The sequence below is a fragment of the Flavobacterium sediminis genome (assembly GCF_003148385.1).
GTDB classification, from domain to species: Bacteria; Bacteroidota; Bacteroidia; order Flavobacteriales; family Flavobacteriaceae; genus Flavobacterium; species Flavobacterium sediminis.
This window is the reverse complement of sequence record NZ_CP029463.1, coordinates 1,428,272-1,445,081: the sequence shown is the minus strand read 5'-3', so window position 1 is coordinate 1,445,081 and position 16,810 is coordinate 1,428,272. Positions and strand designations below refer to the sequence as shown.

At 34.4% G+C, this 16,810-nt stretch carries 17 protein-coding genes; 10 read left to right on the top strand and 7 right to left on the bottom strand.

The genetic code is table 11. The features are described 5' to 3' along the window. Positions 1 to 5 precede the first annotated feature (5 nt). From DI487_RS06660 to DI487_RS06650, 3 genes are all read left to right on the top strand, one after another. Positions 6 to 329, top strand: a complete 324-nt coding sequence (locus tag DI487_RS06660) for an SUF system Fe-S cluster assembly protein (RefSeq protein WP_109568940.1) — start codon at positions 6 to 8, stop codon at positions 327 to 329. Positions 330 to 371: 42 nt separating this feature from the next. Continuing rightward, positions 372 to 878: a DUF2480 family protein gene (locus DI487_RS06655; protein WP_109568939.1), complete on the top strand. Its 507-nt coding sequence runs from the start codon at positions 372 to 374 to the stop codon at positions 876 to 878. A gap of 74 nt (positions 879 to 952) precedes the next feature. After that, positions 953 to 1,795: a DUF3078 domain-containing protein gene (locus tag DI487_RS06650; protein ID WP_109568938.1), complete on the top strand. Its 843-nt coding sequence runs from the start codon at positions 953 to 955 to the stop codon at positions 1,793 to 1,795. Positions 1,796 to 1,849: 54 nt separating this feature from the next. Here the strand turns inward: DI487_RS06650 and hflX are convergent, their stop codons facing one another. From hflX to DI487_RS06630, 4 genes are all read right to left on the bottom strand, one after another. Then, positions 1,850 to 3,079, bottom strand: a complete 1,230-nt coding sequence (gene hflX, locus DI487_RS06645) for a GTPase HflX (protein WP_109568937.1) — start codon at positions 3,077 to 3,079, stop codon at positions 1,850 to 1,852. 88 nt (positions 3,080 to 3,167) lie between these two features. After that, positions 3,168 to 4,553 (bottom strand): DUF5689 domain-containing protein, encoded by a 1,386-nt coding sequence (locus DI487_RS06640; protein ID WP_109568936.1) that lies wholly within the window; start codon positions 4,551 to 4,553, stop codon positions 3,168 to 3,170. A 3-nt stretch (positions 4,554 to 4,556) separates the two neighbouring features. Then, complete coding sequence (locus DI487_RS06635; RefSeq protein WP_109568935.1) at positions 4,557 to 5,162, bottom strand: choice-of-anchor J domain-containing protein; 606 nt, start codon at positions 5,160 to 5,162, stop codon at positions 4,557 to 4,559. 11 nt (positions 5,163 to 5,173) lie between these two features. Further along, a complete protein-coding gene (locus DI487_RS06630; RefSeq protein ID WP_109568934.1) occupies positions 5,174 to 7,939 on the bottom strand; it encodes a carboxypeptidase-like regulatory domain-containing protein in 2,766 nt (921 codons plus the stop codon). 139 nt (positions 7,940 to 8,078) lie between these two features. Here DI487_RS06630 and DI487_RS06625 point away from each other — a divergent pair, with 139 nt between their 5' ends. The 3 genes from DI487_RS06625 (at position 8,079) to amaB (ending at position 11,499) form a co-directional block, all read left to right on the top strand. Beyond that, complete coding sequence (locus DI487_RS06625; protein WP_109568933.1) at positions 8,079 to 9,206, top strand: endonuclease/exonuclease/phosphatase family protein; 1,128 nt, start codon at positions 8,079 to 8,081, stop codon at positions 9,204 to 9,206. 78 nt (positions 9,207 to 9,284) lie between these two features. After that, positions 9,285 to 9,818, top strand: a complete 534-nt coding sequence (locus DI487_RS06620) for a 3-hydroxyanthranilate 3,4-dioxygenase (RefSeq protein WP_109568932.1) — start codon at positions 9,285 to 9,287, stop codon at positions 9,816 to 9,818. Positions 9,819 to 9,930: 112 nt separating this feature from the next. Continuing rightward, a complete protein-coding gene (gene amaB / locus DI487_RS06615) occupies positions 9,931 to 11,499 on the top strand; it encodes an L-piperidine-6-carboxylate dehydrogenase (protein ID WP_109568931.1) in 1,569 nt (522 codons plus the stop codon). 85 nt (positions 11,500 to 11,584) lie between these two features. Here amaB and DI487_RS06610 read toward each other — a convergent pair whose 3' ends face one another. From DI487_RS06610 to DI487_RS06600, 3 genes are read right to left on the bottom strand one after another with little or no spacing between them, the layout of a single operon-like run. After that, on the bottom strand, positions 11,585 to 12,157 hold the full coding sequence (locus DI487_RS06610; protein WP_109568930.1) for a PhnA domain-containing protein: 573 nt from the start codon (positions 12,155 to 12,157) through the stop codon (positions 11,585 to 11,587). 7 nt (positions 12,158 to 12,164) lie between these two features. Further along, the gene (locus DI487_RS06605; RefSeq protein WP_109568929.1) at positions 12,165 to 12,656 is read right to left on the bottom strand and encodes a DUF6646 family protein; all 492 of its coding nucleotides are present in this window, start codon (positions 12,654 to 12,656) and stop codon (positions 12,165 to 12,167) included. Positions 12,657 to 12,695: 39 nt separating this feature from the next. Then, on the bottom strand, positions 12,696 to 13,421 hold the full coding sequence (locus tag DI487_RS06600) for a metallophosphoesterase (RefSeq protein ID WP_109568928.1): 726 nt from the start codon (positions 13,419 to 13,421) through the stop codon (positions 12,696 to 12,698). Positions 13,422 to 13,582: 161 nt separating this feature from the next. Between DI487_RS06600 and DI487_RS06595 the strand changes: the two genes are divergently transcribed. Genes DI487_RS06595 through DI487_RS06580 form a run of 4 tightly spaced genes read left to right on the top strand, consistent with a single transcriptional unit; the run spans position 13,583 to position 16,769 of the window. After that, on the top strand, positions 13,583 to 13,822 hold the full coding sequence (locus tag DI487_RS06595; RefSeq protein WP_109568927.1) for a hypothetical protein: 240 nt from the start codon (positions 13,583 to 13,585) through the stop codon (positions 13,820 to 13,822). Between the two features lie 23 nt (positions 13,823 to 13,845). After that, entirely contained in the window at positions 13,846 to 14,031 is a 186-nt protein-coding gene (locus DI487_RS06590) for a hypothetical protein (protein ID WP_146193384.1), read from the top strand. A 40-nt stretch (positions 14,032 to 14,071) separates the two neighbouring features. Beyond that, complete coding sequence (locus DI487_RS06585) at positions 14,072 to 16,099, top strand: tetratricopeptide repeat-containing sensor histidine kinase (RefSeq protein WP_109568925.1); 2,028 nt, start codon at positions 14,072 to 14,074, stop codon at positions 16,097 to 16,099. Beyond that, the gene (locus DI487_RS06580; protein WP_109568924.1) at positions 16,092 to 16,769 is read left to right on the top strand and encodes a response regulator; all 678 of its coding nucleotides are present in this window, start codon (positions 16,092 to 16,094) and stop codon (positions 16,767 to 16,769) included. The genes DI487_RS06585 and DI487_RS06580 overlap by 8 nt, the downstream gene beginning before the upstream one ends. Positions 16,770 to 16,810 lie beyond the last annotated feature (41 nt).

Genomic DNA, 16,810 nt, shown 5'->3' with positions numbered 1-16,810 from the left:
TTGTTATGGAAGAGTTTAATGATACTATAAACCTTGGTGAAAACGTAGTAAACGTTTTGAAGACCATTTATGATCCGGAAATTCCGGTTGATATCTACGAGTTAGGATTGGTTTATGACGTAATGATTAACGAGGATAATGACGTTAAGATATTAATGACCTTGACTTCGCCTAATTGTCCTGTTGCGGAAACTTTGCCGCAGGAAGTAGAAGAGAAGATAAAATCAATTGATCATGTGAAGTCTTGTGAAGTAGAGATCACATTTGACCCGCCATGGAGCAAGGATCTGATGAGTGAAGAAGCCCAGCTTCAGTTAGGAATGCTGTAAGTTATTTTATTATAGCGCTAATAAATTGAAAATGATTTAAAGATGGAAGAGATTGTAAATAAAATAGCCGAAAGCTCACTTGAAGTTTTTGATCTGGAAGATTATTTTCCGGGTGAACATGTGGTGGAATTGGATATTTCCCAATGGCTTTTAGAAGGTTTTATTCTAAAAGAAAAAGAGTTTCGGCAGCAATTAAAAGATTTTGATTGGTCAATTTATCAGGATAAATATGTAGGGATAACGTGTTCCACTGATGCTATTTTACCTGCTTGGACATTTGCTTTAATAGCGGTGTATTTAAAACCGATAGTGCTTAAAGTTATTCACGGTACAAAAGAGCAGGTTGTTGAGGAGTGGTATAAAGATATACTTGCTAAAACAGATTATTCCCCTTTTCAGGACAAACCGGTGATCTTAAAAGGGTGTTCCAAAAAAGAAGTCCCTCAGAGTGTTTATACGTTAGCTATACAGAAGTTGATGCCTTTTGCCAGAAGTATTATGTTTGGTGAGGCGTGTTCAGCAGTTCCGCTTTATAAAAGAACAAGGTAGGTTTGTAAGTTAAAGCTTGTGTTTTATTGAATTAGCAAGAAATCTTATCTTTGCCGAAATATTAAAATAGAGATATGAAAAAACTGGTATGGGTATTTTGTTTAGTAACTATTGGAATGAGTGCTCAACAAACGGAAACAGATTCAGTAAAGCACTGGACAAGAAAGGGAGTTTTTACACTTTTAGCCAATCAATCATCATTTAACAATTGGTTAGCCGGTGGTCAAAATAACTTTGCAGGGAATACAAATATTAATTACGATTTCAATTATAAAAACGGAGACTGGAACTGGGATAATAAATTGATCGTTGCTTATGGTTTGACAAAGATCAAAGGAGAAGATACTAAGAAAACCGATGATCGGATCGAGTTTAGCTCTTTGTTAGGGAAAAAAGCGTCAGGGTATTGGTTTTATTCTGCTTTTTTGAATTTCAAAACACAAATGGATTCCGGTTTTGACCCGGACGACCAAACCATCAAAATCTCACATTTCTTTTCGCCGGCTTATTTCCAATTCGGTCCGGGTATGTTGTGGAAAAAAAGTGATAATCTGAAAGTGAATATAGCTCCTGCTACTTCTAAACTTGTGATAGTTCATGATCATTTTACAGAATTCGGTTCTTCTTTCGGTGTAGAGCAAGGGAAAACGATCCGTTATGAATTGGGTGCAGCCTTAAATGCTTACTATAAGTTCACGATCATGGAAAATGTTACCGTGGAGAATATTCTGAACTTATATTCTAATTATTTGGAAGACGCTCAAAATGTTGATATAGATTACCAATTGAATATAGTAATGAAGATCAATAAGTACTTATCTACGAACTTTGCTTTTCAAACTATTTATGATGATAACGCATTTAGAGGCTTTCAGACACGTCAAGTTATTGGTGTAGGGGTTAATGCTAGTTTTTGATAGAAAGAATGCTTATAAATAAAAAAAGACCTCAATTTTGAGGTCTTTTTTTATTTATTCGGTATCTTCTGCTTCTTTATATTCCGGATATAAAAAGTTGTTATACGGAAAACGCGTAATATGGATTTCACGAACGGCTTCATATACTTTTTCTCTGAACTCCTCAAAATTAAGTTTATTCGTTGCAGAGATGAACAGTGCGTTGTTTTCACCCATTTTGTGCATCCAGGTTTGTTTCCATTCGTCTAAAGTGAAATGTTTTGATGTTTTTTCGATAGATAAGTCGTTTTCGTCAAAATGAACGGGCTTGTAAGCATCAATTTTATTAAAGACCATGATGGTCGGTTTGTCGTCACTTTTTATTTCCTTTAGAATTTCATTTACCGAAGCAATATGGTCTTCAAAATCAGGATGAGAAATATCTACAACGTGTAATAATAGATCAGCTTCGCGAACCTCGTCCAGAGTACTTTTAAAGGATTCTACTAACTGTGTGGGTAATTTTCGGATAAAACCTACGGTATCACTCAATAAGAACGGAAGGTTTTTAATGACCACCTTTCTTACAGTAGTGTCTAAAGTGGCAAAGAGTTTATTTTCGACAAAAACTTCGCTTTTTCCTATGGCATTCATAAGAGTAGATTTACCAACATTGGTATATCCTACTAAAGCAACACGAACCAAGGCGCCCCGATTGCCGCGCTGAACGGCCATTTGCTTATCAATAGTTTTGATCTTTTCTTTTAATAAGGCAATGCGATCTCGTACAATACGACGGTCAGTTTCAATTTCCGTTTCACCGGGACCACGCATACCGATACCTCCACGTTGGCGTTCCAAGTGGGTCCACATTCCGGTTAATCGCGGTAATAAATATTGGTATTGTGCCAATTCTACCTGTGTTCTGGCATAAGAAGTCTGTGCTCTTTGCGCAAAAATATCCAAGATGAGGTTCGTTCTGTCCAATACTTTACAGTCATCTCCTAATTCACGATTGATATTTTTCTGTTGCGACGGAGAGAGTTCATCGTCAAAGATTACAGTTGAAACATCGTTATCTTTAATGTAATATTTGATCTCATCTAACTTTCCGGCTCCTACAAAAGTTTTAGGATTCGGTTTGTCCATCTTTTGAGAAAAACGTTTTACGACTTCACCACCGGCAGTAAAGGTCAAAAATTCCAATTCATCAAGATATTCATTAAGTTTATCTTCATCTTGGTTTTGTGTGATGATCCCTACCACAACTGTTTTCTCAAATACGTGATTTTCTTTTTCTAACATAGTCTTTTCTTGATAGTACAAAAATACAATTATTTACAATAAAAAAAGTCCCGCATTTGCGGGACTTTTTTAAATAAACGTTTTACAATTAGTTTATTGTAATATTGTCGATTTGCATAGTTGTTGTAGGCCCTGAAGCTCCGTTACCAACGTATTCAAATATAAAATAACCATTTCCTGTGATACCGGATGGGATATTATAAACCCCACTGTCGATAAATGTACCGTATCCGCTTGAGTGACCTGAAGAAATAGTGAAATTAGAAGTAATATCTACTAAAGTAGCGTCAGTAATCAATCCGCCGGCAATATAATCTAACGAATAATATACTTTCAGAACAGATCCATTATCATAACCATCATTTGTTCTAAAAGAGAATGTACTGGCTGATGTCATGTCTACAGGAACAATAAATAAAGTTCTATTGTCCTCATTTCCTCCGAAAGATGTTGCTTGAATATATCTGTTTCCGCTAAATAATCGTACTTGCCAATATCTGCTACCTACCGCAGCATCATTAATATATGGAGGGAATTCGTTTTCATAAGTAGCATAAGATTCAAAGTTTTCAAATAAAGAACCGTTGAATGCTAAAGAACTTCCGACAATCGGCGGGTAGAAGTCAACATCAAAACGGTCATCATTTAGTTGAACATCGTGTAGTGTTCTGATCATAAATTGGTAGCTACCATTATATTTAGTTAAAACACCTCTTATTTTTCCACTTCCGCTTGGAATCGGATCAGAAGCAAATGAAGCATATTCACTAGCTCTTAAATCAATTGTGTTTCCATTCATATCAGTAATAGAATGATTAGTACCTGTACCGGCAGTATTAGTAGGATCAAAGTAAGTAGTTCCCAAAGATCCATCTGCAAATTGAACGTTTTCAAATTCAATTAATTTATGCATATAGGAATCATCTACCTGATCAATAGTGATATGGTTTACTAATTCATCCTCATCTACTTTATCACATCCTCTTAAAATAACATTTTCGTATTTAACAGCAGAAATTCTACCGATTTCGTTACCATAAGTAGGGTCAACATATAATTCACCAATCTCATAAGAATCTGTTAATCCTGTATATGAGTAGTATAAATCTTTTAAGTGAACATATACTTTTCGACCGGGTTCAAATTTAGTGTACAAGTTATAAGCATTAATCGGAATTGTAAAACCGATGCTACTATTAGAGTTGTTAACTGCATCTGTTGAGACTAAAGAGATAGTTTTATAAAAATTACCTCCTTCATCACTTGAAGTTACATAAGCCTCAATTACATCATCAGCCATATATTGTGTCGGGTTATCTGTGGCTGCAATACTTGTGATATCTGAAACTTGTTTAGTCGGGGTTTCAGAAACACATTCAGATGACAAATCCGGTGTACCGTAGTCATCACCATTTACACAACTTGTTAAAGCTGCAAATGTTGTTAATGTTAATAATAATTTTATATTTTTCATAGCTTATTTATTTTCATAAACATTAAGATTGTCAATTTCGTAAGTAGTTGTTACACCACTGCTGCTTCCTCCCTGATAACGGAAAGCAATATAGATATCACCATTAAATCCAGAGATATCAACCGGATCAGTTAGAGAGAAATCACTTGAATAACCACTTGTAGTATATACAGGTAGTTCAACATTCATATCAGTCCATGTTGCATTTGTTATTCCTTCTGCCGTATTACTGCCATCATAATCTGTAGATACCCAAACAGAAACTGCCTGACCATTATAGTACCCGGTAAGGTATTTAAAAGAAAAGGCTTCGTTTTCTGTAGTATCCAGATTTATAGCAGGACTGATTAACCATGCGTCCATATTAGCCTCACCGCTTCCATAAGCTGAGAGTTGAACAAACGTTTCACCTCCGTAAGAAGAACTATGCCATAAATCACCTCCGTTTATTGAAACATTGCTCCAGTTATCAAGATTAGAAGCGTCGTTAAAAGTCTCACTATAAAAAGGAACTTTCATAGTAGGAATAGCAGCATCGTCATCGTTAACACAGCTAACTAAAGAAAGAACCAAAGCTGTTGTAAATATTGTTTTAATTAATTTTTTCATAAAGCAATTTTTTAGAAGTTAATGTAGAAATTAACAAAATAAGTTCTTCCGTATCCATAGAAGTACTTAGAGCCAAAAGAAGGTGTTCCGTTAGCCTGATCTGCGGCTAAATCAGGATAAGTAGCCTTTCTTGATTGTTCAAAACCTCCGGTTTTATATTCAACATCAAACAAGTTGTTGATAGAAGCAAAGAAACCGAAAGTGTTTCTGTTTTTCTTACTGATTCTCCAAGATTTACCACCAGTTAAATTAACTAATGTAAAGTTGTCGAATTTTTCTTGTTTTAATAAGTCTCTTACTGAACTTTCAGTAGCACCGTCATAGTTAACGCCAGTAGAAGGATCAATGGTAAAGTTATCAGTTCTCAAGATACTTGCAACATCAATATAATTGTCCGCTAAATAGTTTACGTTTGCACTAACCCACCAGAAATGAGGATCACGATATTCTAAACCGATTGAATAAGCTTGTTGAGGCATACCTGGTTGACGGTAATCTTTAATATACACTGTTCCGAAGTCTTTTAAAGCATTCAGACCATCAGCAGCTCTACCATCGTCATTTGTTACCAAATGTGCATTGTTAGAATAAATGTATTGTCCGTAAGAAGCAGATCCCATTGCTTTTATTGTTGAAGTAATTTGGTATTCAAGACCTAATTCTCCACCTATAGCTTGTTTGTCTAAACCAGTAACGATTTCACTAACGAAAGAGTCACTATCACCACCTGCATCACCGATGCTTTCAGCATAATAGAAAGATATTTCGGTACTGTTTTGGATTTTATTATAGAATCCGGTTAAACGACCTTTGAATTTAGGCGCTTTGATAATATAACTTGCATCTGCGGCAACAATATTTTCGTCGGATAAATTAGGCGTAATAGTATTGTTTAAACGAGCATTTGAAAAAACATTACGCATGATCGGTGCTTTAGTCATATATGAACCGTTGAAATCAAGCATGTGTCTTCCGTTAATTTTATAAGTCAGACCACCTTTAAAACCGAAGTTCTCATAAGTAACTTTGTCGCTTTTTCCGTAAGAGTTGTCAGCGTAGATGCCGTTTTTATACAAACCTTCTCTTTGATATTCTGTTCTGGAGAAAGATTGCGCTAAATAGAAGTTGAATTTTCTATAATTGAATTTGAATTGAGTAAATCCGTCAATTACGGTAGCAAATAAATTATAATTGTAGCCGTATGTATCTCCTTCAACTACTTGACGATTCGGGTTATTCAAATCAGATTGAGAAGTGTCACCAGAATAAAAAGGATCAATGTCTAAGAAATATTGACCTCCTAAAAGATCTAATAAGTTTTGGAAATTGTGAGATTTTAAATGTTTAAAGTTAACAGCAGCATTTAAACTGATATTATCAGATAAACTTGAGTTTAAGATTGAGTTTGCACTCCATTGTGTATCATCAGTTCGGTCTTCATATAAAGCATAAACACTTCTACCTACATCAGCTGAGTTTTGGTTTGCAATATACATTGCATTCCAATTAATTTGAGGATTTTGGTAAAAATGATCCAATGCAATAGCTGCACCTTCTAAATCAGATTGATTATAGTAGTAATTCGGCATATACCCGTAATAAGTAGGGTCAGGATTGTTAGCATTTTGATAATCAATTCTACTATTACCTATTTTACCGGTTTGGTAAGCAACATTAGTGTTTAATGAAGTTTTTTCACTTATTTTCCAATAGTGAGATAGCATATTGATTGGTTCAGCGATGTCTTTATCTCTTGAATTTCGTTTCTCTCCGTTTTGCCATCCCCAGTAAGAATTGTAAGTAACACCCATTAAATCATTAACTTCTTTAGTGTTAGGGGATGTTTTTCCTCTACTGTTCTCAGCATAAATAGAAGTGAAATTTAAACTGTGTTTATCATTGAATTTCTTTTCAACAGAAGCAAATAGTGAATTTGCACTATAATCGGTTCCTTCAAAGAAACCTTCTTTAGCCCATCTTCTTGAAGCGGAAACTACAAAAGCCCATCCTTTTTTGTTAAAGCCGGAAGCATGTGTTCCCATAGTTCTCCAACTGTAGTTTGTATTAGTTCCTGATAGGGAAATTCTGGTTCCTGTTCTGTAATGTGAAGCACGAGTATTGATTTCTTGTGTTCCTAAGATACCACCGAAAGTATAATCAGAAGGGCCTGAACCCATTGTGAACTCTTGGTTACGAGTAGCATCATTTAAACCACCCCAGTTACTCCACTGCGGTCTTCCGTCATATAATTTATTCATGGAAATACCATTAATCATGGTAGTACCATAAGCATTATCTAAACCTCTTATTCTGAAACGAGCCATACCCCAGTTAAAAGCAGCAGCTTGCTGGTATGTATCTCTGGATGCCTGTAAAAGTCCTGAAGTACTTTCAGAACCTGTATTTTCATCACCCAAGTCATTTTCAGTAATGGTTACTAAACTCAATTGTTGCTCAGAAGTAATATCTTCTTCTAATAAAATTTCACCTAATTCAAGAGTTTCACCTTTAGTTGGTTCAAGAATTAAGGTTTGTGACACATATCCTGTGTAAGAAATTACCAACACAGGTTCATCGTTTGGTAAAGTTTCAAATTCAAAAGTCCCATCAACATCTGTCACAACTGAAACATTTGTGCTCTGAATAGTTGCAGCTACATTCTGTAGCGGTTTTAAGCTTTTCGAATCCACTACTTTACCCCTCAAGGCAGGTTTTTGCTGGGCAAAAACGAAAATGGCTTGTAGTACAAACAAGGTACTCAATACAAGTTTCTTCATAAACAAATTTAAAATTAATAATAATTTAAACGTTAAGCAATTAAAACTTAACAGCCCACAAATGTATAATTTTTAATAATATTATTTACCTTTGGCACCTAATTTGTAATAAACTTGACAGTAATATAACATTCGTTTTATGAAAATTAAACACGTTTTTGTCCTATTCTTTGCTTTTTTCGCAATACAGAATGCAACTTCACAAGACAAACAATTCAAGATTCACACTGTTGCTTTTTATAATTTTGAGAATCTGTTCGACACCATCAAGGATCCTGTAAATTATGATGAAGAATATACTCCGGCAAATGGCTGGACGTCTGAAAATTACAAAAAAAAATTGGATAATTTAGCTCGTGTAATCTCTGAATTAGGAATTAGTGATGTTCAAAAGAACCCTCCGGTAGTAATAGGATGTAGTGAAATTGAGAACAGAAGAGTTTTAGAAGATCTGGTAAACCAACCGAGAATTAAAAATTTAGGATATAGTATTATTCATTTTGACTCACCGGATAAAAGAGGAATTGATGTGGCATTATTGTACCAGCCAAAATACTTTAAGCCGGTTAGTTATACTAATATTCCTTTAATGATCTATTCTGATATGCTGGATGCTAAAAAAGGGAAAAAAGCAAAAGAAGAAACAGTAGAAGACGAAGATCAGGAACAAACTGATGAAAAGTCAAAAAGAGTATATACTCGTGATCAATTATTAGTAACAGGTTTACTAGATGGCGAAGAAATCAGTTTTATCGTAAATCACTGGCCATCTCGTTCGGGAGGTGAAAAAAGAAGTAGTCCTTATCGTGAAGAAGCCGGTAAATTGAATAGAAAAATAATCGATTCTCTATACAAGATCAATCCGAATGCCAATATCATTACAATGGGTGACTTAAATGATGATCCGGTTAATAAAAGCGTTAAAAAAGAAATAGGTACAGTTTCTAATAAGGAAGATATTGAACCTTATGGTATGTACAACCCTATGGAGAAAATGTATAAGAACGGAGAGGGGACTTTAGGCTATAGAGATGCTTGGAATTTATTTGACCAAATTATGCTTTCTGAACCTTTAGTTCGAAAAAGCAAATACGAAACTAAAAATTTCAATACATGGACGTATTGGAAAGCAGGAAGATTTATAAAACCTTATCTGATACAATCAGATGGCAGATATAAAGGTTATCCGAGAAGAAATTCAAATGGTGTGCCTGGTTTCAGTGACCACTTTGCCGTTTATATCTATTTGATTAAACAAGCAAAATAAACGAATTAAGATTATAATTTTGAAAAGGTTGGCGAGTGCCAACCTTTTCTTTTTTCGTAACTTTACAAATAAAAAATCATGGCAATAGCAAAACCTTTTAATCTTCAAAAATGGGTTGAAGAGAACAAACATTTGTTACAACCTCCGGTATCTAATAAAAACCTATATGTAGATTCAGATGATTATATAGTAATGATAGTAGGTGGTCCCAATGCAAGAAAGGATTACCATTACAATGAAACGGAAGAATTGTTTTACCAATTAGAAGGTGAGATTACCGTTTTTGTTCAGGAAGACGGAAAAAAGAAAGCGATGAAACTTTCGGCAGGGGATATGTATCTGCATCCGGCTAAAGTTCCTCATTCCCCGGCGAGAACAGAAGGTTCGATAGGTTTAGTTATTGAAAGGAAAAGAGCAGGGAAAGGGTATAACGATGGTCTATTGTGGTTTTGTGACAATTGCAATCATAAATTACATGAAGTTTATTTTGAACTACATGATATTGAAAAAGATTTTTTACCACATTTTAAACATTTTTATCAATCAGAAGACTTAAGAACCTGTAAGAAGTGTGGACATACAATGGAAACGGATCCTAAATTTGTTAAGTAGTTATATTTCAAAATGTTGTGATTTTTTAATTAACTATTTGTTCATTTTTTCTTCCGTAAAAAAGTGTATATTTGTGAAAAATATAACAAAACAACCATAAAAAAGTTAAAAAATGTCGACAATAACACTATCATCAGTTGCTGAACAATTCGGGATGAAAGAAGCCTTAGGATTGTTAGGTATTAAAGAGGTGAACCAAGGAACATCAACTGGGAACCAATGGTTTTCTAACGGTGAGAAAATAGATAGTTATTCTCCGGTAGACGGACAATTGATTGCATCGGTTACTGCTACTACAAGAGAAGACTACGAACAGGTAATGCAGGCTGCAACGGAAGCTTTTAAAACATTCCGATTAATGCCGGCTCCAAAAAGAGGTGAGATCGTTCGCCAATTCGGAGAGAAATTAAGACAATACAAAGAACCGCTTGGTAAATTGGTTTCTTATGAAATGGGAAAATCATATCAGGAAGGTTTGGGTGAAGTTCAGGAGATGATCGATATCTGTGATTTTGCTGTTGGTTTATCCCGTCAGTTAAACGGATCAACATTACATTCAGAACGTTTCGGACATAGAATGTATGATCAGTACCATCCTCTTGGAGTAGTTGGGATTATTTCTGCCTTTAACTTTCCGGTTGCAGTTTGGTCATGGAATACGGCTTTAGCCTGGATTTGCGGTGATGTTTGTGTTTGGAAACCCTCTGAAAAAACCCCTTTGTGCGGTATTGCATGTCAAAATATAATTGCTGAGGTTTTAAAAGAAAATAACTTACCGGAAGGAATTTCTTGTTTGATTAACGGAGATTACAAAGTAGGAGAGTTCATGACTCAAGATAAAAGAGTGCCGTTAGTTTCTGCAACAGGTTCTACCCGTATGGGAAAAATCGTAGCACAAGAAGTTGCCGGACGTTTAGGAAGATCTTTACTGGAATTAGGAGGTAACAATGCTATTATTGTAACTCCCGATGCAGATATCAAAATGACGGTAATCGGAGCAGTTTTCGGAGCAGTAGGAACGGCAGGGCAACGTTGTACTTCTACTCGCCGTTTAATTATCCACGAAAGTATTTATGATAAAGTAAAAGATGCAGTCGTTTCTGCATATGGACAATTGCGCATCGGTAATCCGTTAGATCAGAATAATCACGTTGGACCGCTTATTGATAAACATGCTGTTGAAATGTATAATAATGCTTTAGAAAAAGTAGTTGCTGAAGGAGGAACTGTTTTGGTAGAAGGCGGAGTATTATCAGGAGATGGTTTTGAAAGCGGATGTTATGTGAAACCGGCTATAGCTGAAGCTAAAAATGAATTTGAGATCGTGCAACATGAAACGTTTGCTCCGGTATTATACTTGTTGAAATATAGCGGAGATGTTGAAAATGCTATTGATATCCAAAACGGAGTAGCTCAGGGCTTATCATCTGCAATTATGACTAATAATTTACGCGAAGCAGAAAAATTCTTGTCACATGCCGGTTCTGATTGTGGTATTGCTAATGTAAATATCGGAACATCAGGTGCGGAAATCGGAGGTGCTTTCGGAGGAGAGAAAGAAACCGGAGGCGGACGTGAATCAGGATCAGATGCTTGGAAAGTATATATGAGACGTCAGACAAATACAATTAACTATACCACTGATTTGCCTTTGGCGCAAGGGATTAAATTTGATTTGTAAGATCAAATTAAAGAATAAAAAATCCCTGTTCAATTTTCATGAACAGGGATTTTTATTTGTTTTTAAGCTCTAACTGAGCTTTTTTTTATTTTGTTTTCTTTACATATTGCGTTAAAATTACAATATGTTGCCCTTCTACCCGTCCTTCAATTTGCTCGGCGTTATCCCAAACCAATTTGATGTTGTGAACCGGAGCACCGCGTTTAGCTGTAAAATTAGCCCCTTTTACATCCAGATCTTTAATCAAAACTACTGAATCACCATCTTGAAGAATGTTTCCATTACTGTCTTTGTGCACGATCTTGCCTTCTTCATCTTCGCCTTCACCTGTTGCTTTGGCCCATTCCAAGGCTTCTTCGTCAAGGTACATCATGTCTAATAGATCATGATTCTTTAAGCGGGCCAGCATTCGCCAAGAAAGTACCTGAACCGGTAAAAATTCACTCCACATACTTTCGCTTAGTCCTCTCCAGTCTATTTCATTCATAATTTCCGGATTGTCAATTTGTTCGGCTAAATTTTTAGCAATTAAAACCGAATGCTCAAGACTTTCTGAAGTATACGGAGGTAAAGTGTAAACGATTAAATCATGTTCTGCGCCGCTAATTTCACATTTAGAGCCGCTTCTGTCCTTTAATTTTTTTTCAATAACGCTCATTTTCTATTTATAGATTAAAACTCATTCCGATTGAGAAGTTAAACTGATTGTTGTATTTTTCAAACCCTACAACATTTGAATCGTATTTTGCAATAGGGAACTGGATCTCACTATAAAGGCCGAAACCATCAGTGAAAAAATAACGTGCACCAACGTGTCCGCCGAAGTTTTTTAAACCTAAATCCAATCCGGGATAAAAATCAAAATGATCTTCAAGCCCGAAGACATCAGCAATATTAGCATTAAAACGCGCTTTAAGATCAAAACGATCTTTGAAATCGGGTTTTTCTCCTGAAATTTTATCTACTCCTAACAGGTAACTTGAAACACCACCAATGGAAAAGTTTTTTCCCAATCCGTAATCATACATTAATATAATGCCACTTCCATGTTCTTGGAGATTGGCACCTACCTGAAACTTTTGATCTCCTTCTCCTTTGAAAACCTGAGCATTCATTAATCCGCAAAAGAATAATGTAAAAAATACTATTTTTTTCATTTTTAATAAAGTTTGAAGGAGCAAAGATAGAAATTTGAATTAATTACGGCCTTTTTCTGTCGGATACAATTGCGGTAAAGGATCACTTTGCCAGAATTCTTTAGTATCGATATCCATGAGCGTTAACCTGCCTTTAAAAGCAGCACCTGTATCTACGTTCCATACACAAGCGGCATTAACCGGAGTTTCTTTGGAAATACGGGTAACAGGAGTATGCCCTATGAAAATTTCACGGTATAGCTTTAATCGGTTAGGATATAGATCACTTTCAATCGGGATGGATGGGTCTAAAGCCAAAGCAGCCTCCCAAAGAGTTCTGTCCCAATAGAACATAGGTTTGTAGAATTCTGCATGAATTCCCCGTATATTAGTAAAACCTGCATGAATAAAAAGTCTGTTTTGACCATCCAGATGGTAATCGTTTAAATTTTCGAGGAATTCAATATGTTTTTGTTTTTGTTCAGAGGAAACTTTTTGATAGGCATTTATTGTAGATGCCCCGCCATGAATGAACCACTCGTCTTTATATTGTCCCGTTTTAAGGTAATTCAGAAGCAGGTCGTCATGATTACCTTTTATGAAAATACAATTTTGAGAAGCCTGAATTTCTATTAAAAAATCCAAGACACCCGGAGATTCGCTCCATCCATCTACATAGTCTCCCAAAAAGATCAAGGTGTCATTAGTTGTAACAGGAGCACTTAAAATGGTCTGCTGCAAGGCTTTTAGCCCTCCGTGGATGTCGCCGATAACAAATTTCTTCATAATAAAATTTTAACAAAATATACAGAAAAACTGGATGGTCAGAATTTTTTAGCTTCTTACTTTTGGTAAAAACATTTGATAATCAATAGATTATATGTTTTTGTAAAAAAAATATTAAAAAAACAAACAAAAGTAAGCATTAACCTTTAAAAGTAAAAATTATGAAAAAATTAACCTTTATTTTGGCAATTTCAACGTTAAGCCTAATTGCAGTTTCATGTACGGCTGATGATTTAGAGATTCAACAAGATGTGAATAACAAAGAAATTATCGTTGATGATTTTGATTATTCATTAGCTGACCGTGATTCACAAACAACAACTCAGGATACAGTAGCAACTACATCAGCAGTTGGTGATTCGGATACAAATCCTATAGTAACTTTACCTAAAAAAGATTGATTAATTTAAGAAAATATATAGAAATGAAAAATACAACCATTTTATTCGGATTAGTAGTATTATATGCTTTATTATCAGTAGCTACAAAAAAATCTTTCAATAAGATCAATGAAAATAATAATATTGTAAAAAGTAACCCATCGATAGGGACAAGTAATTCTATAATTTCTAACGAACAATTGCCAATTATCGATATAAAGAGAGATTGATATTTTTTTTGTTTAGATTTGCTATAAAAGCAATTTGATCTTGAAGTATTTTGTTGGTTTTTTAGCAAGTGTAATTTTTATCATTTCCTGTACAGGTAACGATAAGAGGGTTCGTTCTGATAGTAAGCTGGATTATTATTTTCAAGAAGTTTATAATAACGATTTAAGTAAAAATCAAAAGCTCAGTTATTTGGATTCGGCAAAAAACATTGTCGATCTGATGTCAGATAAGGATTCTCTTAAAGTTAAGAATGTTTTTAAAGTAGCAAATCGTTATTATGCTTTATTGGAATATGATAATTATTTAATAGAAAGTAGAAAAGCACTGTCTTTAAGTAAGCTGCAAGATGATTCTTTAGGTATTGCCAAAGGGAATTATTATATCGGAGATTATTATTTTTTTACATCAAAAAACGATAGTGCTTATTATTATTACTTAAAAGCAGAAAAAAAATATAATAAACTTAATGACAAATATAACCTAGCTAAAACAATGCTTCATATAGCCTACGTGCTATTGTATGAAAAAGATTTTCTGGGAAGTGAAGCACAGACTATTAAAGTCTTAAATATTGCAAAGGAGCTCCGTGACCAAGGTTTGATTTACGAATGTTATGTTAATTTGGGGAGTTCCTTAGCCGGGTTAAAAAATTATGAAAAATCTCTGGAATATCACTTCAAAGCTTTAAAGCAAACAGATAATCTTCAGAAGGATATTTACACACCACTGTATAAAGCACAAGTTCTTAATAATATTGGCTATGTTTATCTGATTCAGAATAAGTTTGATAAGGCACTGGAATATTATTCCGTAGCTTTAAAAAATGAAAAAGTCAGAGAGATCCATCCGGTTCTCTATTCTTCAATATTAGATTATTATGCGTATTCTAATTTTAAGCTGAATAATGACAATGCTCTGAAAGATTTTAACAATGCCTTAAAAATAAGAGATAGTATTAACGATACAGCAGGAAAGATCAAAAGCAGAACTCATCTTTCAGAATATTATTTAGGACAAAAAGACACTGTAAAAGCGTGGCAATTAAACGAAGAAGCTTACAAGTTAGCAAAAGCATCTCGTTATAATATAGAGGTACTGACCACTCTTGACTTTTTCACACAAATTGATCCTAAAAACGGGTTGAAATATGCTAAGGAGTATATCAGGTTAAGTGATAGCCTCCAGGATATGGAACGAAATACCAGAAATAAATTAGCCAGAATAAAATACGAGACAGATGAAATATTAAGTGAAAAAGAAAAAATCTCATCAGAAAAAAACACTATTTTATACGGAGCATTGGCAATAACCTTTTTCGGAGTGTTGCTTTTTATTATCTTTTACCAGAGAAACAAGCAAAAACAATTATTATTGACCCAGGAGCAACAACAGGCAAATGAAGAAATTTACCAGTTAATGCTGGAACAACAGTCCAAATTAGATAATGCGCGTAGTTTTGAAAAGAAAAGAATTGCCAGAGAATTACACGATGGTGTAATGAATAAACTGGCTAGCACCCGATTAAATCTTTTTATTTTAAATAAAAAAACGGACCCCGAAACTATTCAAAAATGCCTTGCCTATATTAATGAGATTCAGAATATTGAAAAAGAAGTAAGAGGTATTTCCCATGAACTATCAAACGAATCTTTATTTCATAATCAGAATAACTTTAATGCTATTCTGGAGGAACTATGTGAGGAACAGGAAACCGTATTCGGTACAAAATGTATTCGGGAAATTGATCAGAATATAACATGGGACACCATTAGTGCTTCTGTAAAAATGAACTTATATCGTATTATTCAGGAAGCAATGAATAATTGTAATAAGTATGCTAAAGCTAAAACTTTATTTATAAAGGTTTCATTAGTAGATAATGAACTGAAACTTCTGATAAAAGATGACGGTATTGGCTTTAATACAGATAAAGTTAAGAAAGGTATTGGACTTAAGAACATTAAGGAAAGAACAGATAACATTGATGGTCAATTCAAAATTTTTTCCGAAATTGGCACTGGAACAACACTTTTGATTAAAATTAATCTCGCCGCTAACCATGGATAAAAAAATACTTAATATTTTAATGATTGACGACCACCCTTCCATGATTGAAGGATATAAAAGTATTTTGACTTTTAATGATTTAGGGTATGGGATCAATGTAACCCCGGCTTATAATTGTCAATCAGCCTATGAAATTATTACTAAAACTGAAGATTTGTATGCTTTTGATATGGCATTTATAGATCTAAGTTTGCCGCCTTATGAGCAAGAGAAAATTTTTTCAGGGCAGGATTTAGCCATGCTTATTAAAAAGAAGTTCCCAGTAATTAAGATTATGATCCTGACTTCTCATGCCGAAGCATTTACTTTATTTGACATAAAAAGGAATATTGAGCCTAAAGGATTGTTAGTCAAAAGTGATTTTACTGCTGATGAATTGCTCAATGCTTTTGAGAGTATAATGGAAAATGAAGTGTACTACACAAAAACGGTTGAGGAAAGTATCAACGAACTAATGGATAATAAAAATGCTATTTTTTTAGACGAACATAATCGTGAAATTATCCAGCTATTGGCAAAAGGAGTACTGACTAAAAACATGCCGAATTATATAAATCTGGGAATAAGTGCTATCGATAAAAGAAAAGCACAGATCAAAGAATACTTCTTAATTAAAGGCGGAACTGACGAAGATATCGTTAGGGAAGCAAAAAACTATGGATTTATCTAATCTAAAACTTTAACAAAATATACATTTTTTCTGTATCCAAG

Excerpts from the sequence above, each read along its gene's own strand:
- amaB (WP_109568931.1), top strand. The coding sequence starts at position 9,931 with ATGTCGACAATAACACTATCATCAGTTGCTGAACAATTCGGGATGAAA.
- DI487_RS06650 (WP_109568938.1), top strand. The coding sequence starts at position 953 with ATGAAAAAACTGGTATGGGTATTTTGTTTAGTAACTATTGGAATGAGT.
- DI487_RS06635 (WP_109568935.1), bottom strand. The coding sequence starts at position 5,162 with ATGAAAAAATTAATTAAAACAATATTTACAACAGCTTTGGTTCTTTCT.
- DI487_RS06600 (WP_109568928.1), bottom strand. The coding sequence starts at position 13,421 with ATGAAGAAATTTGTTATCGGCGACATCCACGGAGGGCTAAAAGCCTTG.
- DI487_RS06620 (WP_109568932.1), top strand. The coding sequence starts at position 9,285 with ATGGCAATAGCAAAACCTTTTAATCTTCAAAAATGGGTTGAAGAGAAC.
- DI487_RS06640 (WP_109568936.1), bottom strand. The coding sequence starts at position 4,553 with ATGAAAAATATAAAATTATTATTAACATTAACAACATTTGCAGCTTTA.
- DI487_RS06660 (WP_109568940.1), top strand. The coding sequence starts at position 6 with ATGGAAGAGTTTAATGATACTATAAACCTTGGTGAAAACGTAGTAAAC.
- DI487_RS06610 (WP_109568930.1), bottom strand. The coding sequence starts at position 12,157 with ATGAGCGTTATTGAAAAAAAATTAAAGGACAGAAGCGGCTCTAAATGT.
- DI487_RS06655 (WP_109568939.1), top strand. The coding sequence starts at position 372 with ATGGAAGAGATTGTAAATAAAATAGCCGAAAGCTCACTTGAAGTTTTT.
- hflX (WP_109568937.1), bottom strand. The coding sequence starts at position 3,079 with ATGTTAGAAAAAGAAAATCACGTATTTGAGAAAACAGTTGTGGTAGGG.
- DI487_RS06625 (WP_109568933.1), top strand. The coding sequence starts at position 8,079 with ATGAAAATTAAACACGTTTTTGTCCTATTCTTTGCTTTTTTCGCAATA.
- DI487_RS06595 (WP_109568927.1), top strand. The coding sequence starts at position 13,583 with ATGAAAAAATTAACCTTTATTTTGGCAATTTCAACGTTAAGCCTAATT.
- DI487_RS06630 (WP_109568934.1), bottom strand. The coding sequence starts at position 7,939 with ATGAAGAAACTTGTATTGAGTACCTTGTTTGTACTACAAGCCATTTTC.
- DI487_RS06590 (WP_146193384.1), top strand. The coding sequence starts at position 13,846 with ATGAAAAATACAACCATTTTATTCGGATTAGTAGTATTATATGCTTTA.
- DI487_RS06580 (WP_109568924.1), top strand. The coding sequence starts at position 16,092 with ATGGATAAAAAAATACTTAATATTTTAATGATTGACGACCACCCTTCC.
- DI487_RS06605 (WP_109568929.1), bottom strand. The coding sequence starts at position 12,656 with ATGAAAAAAATAGTATTTTTTACATTATTCTTTTGCGGATTAATGAAT.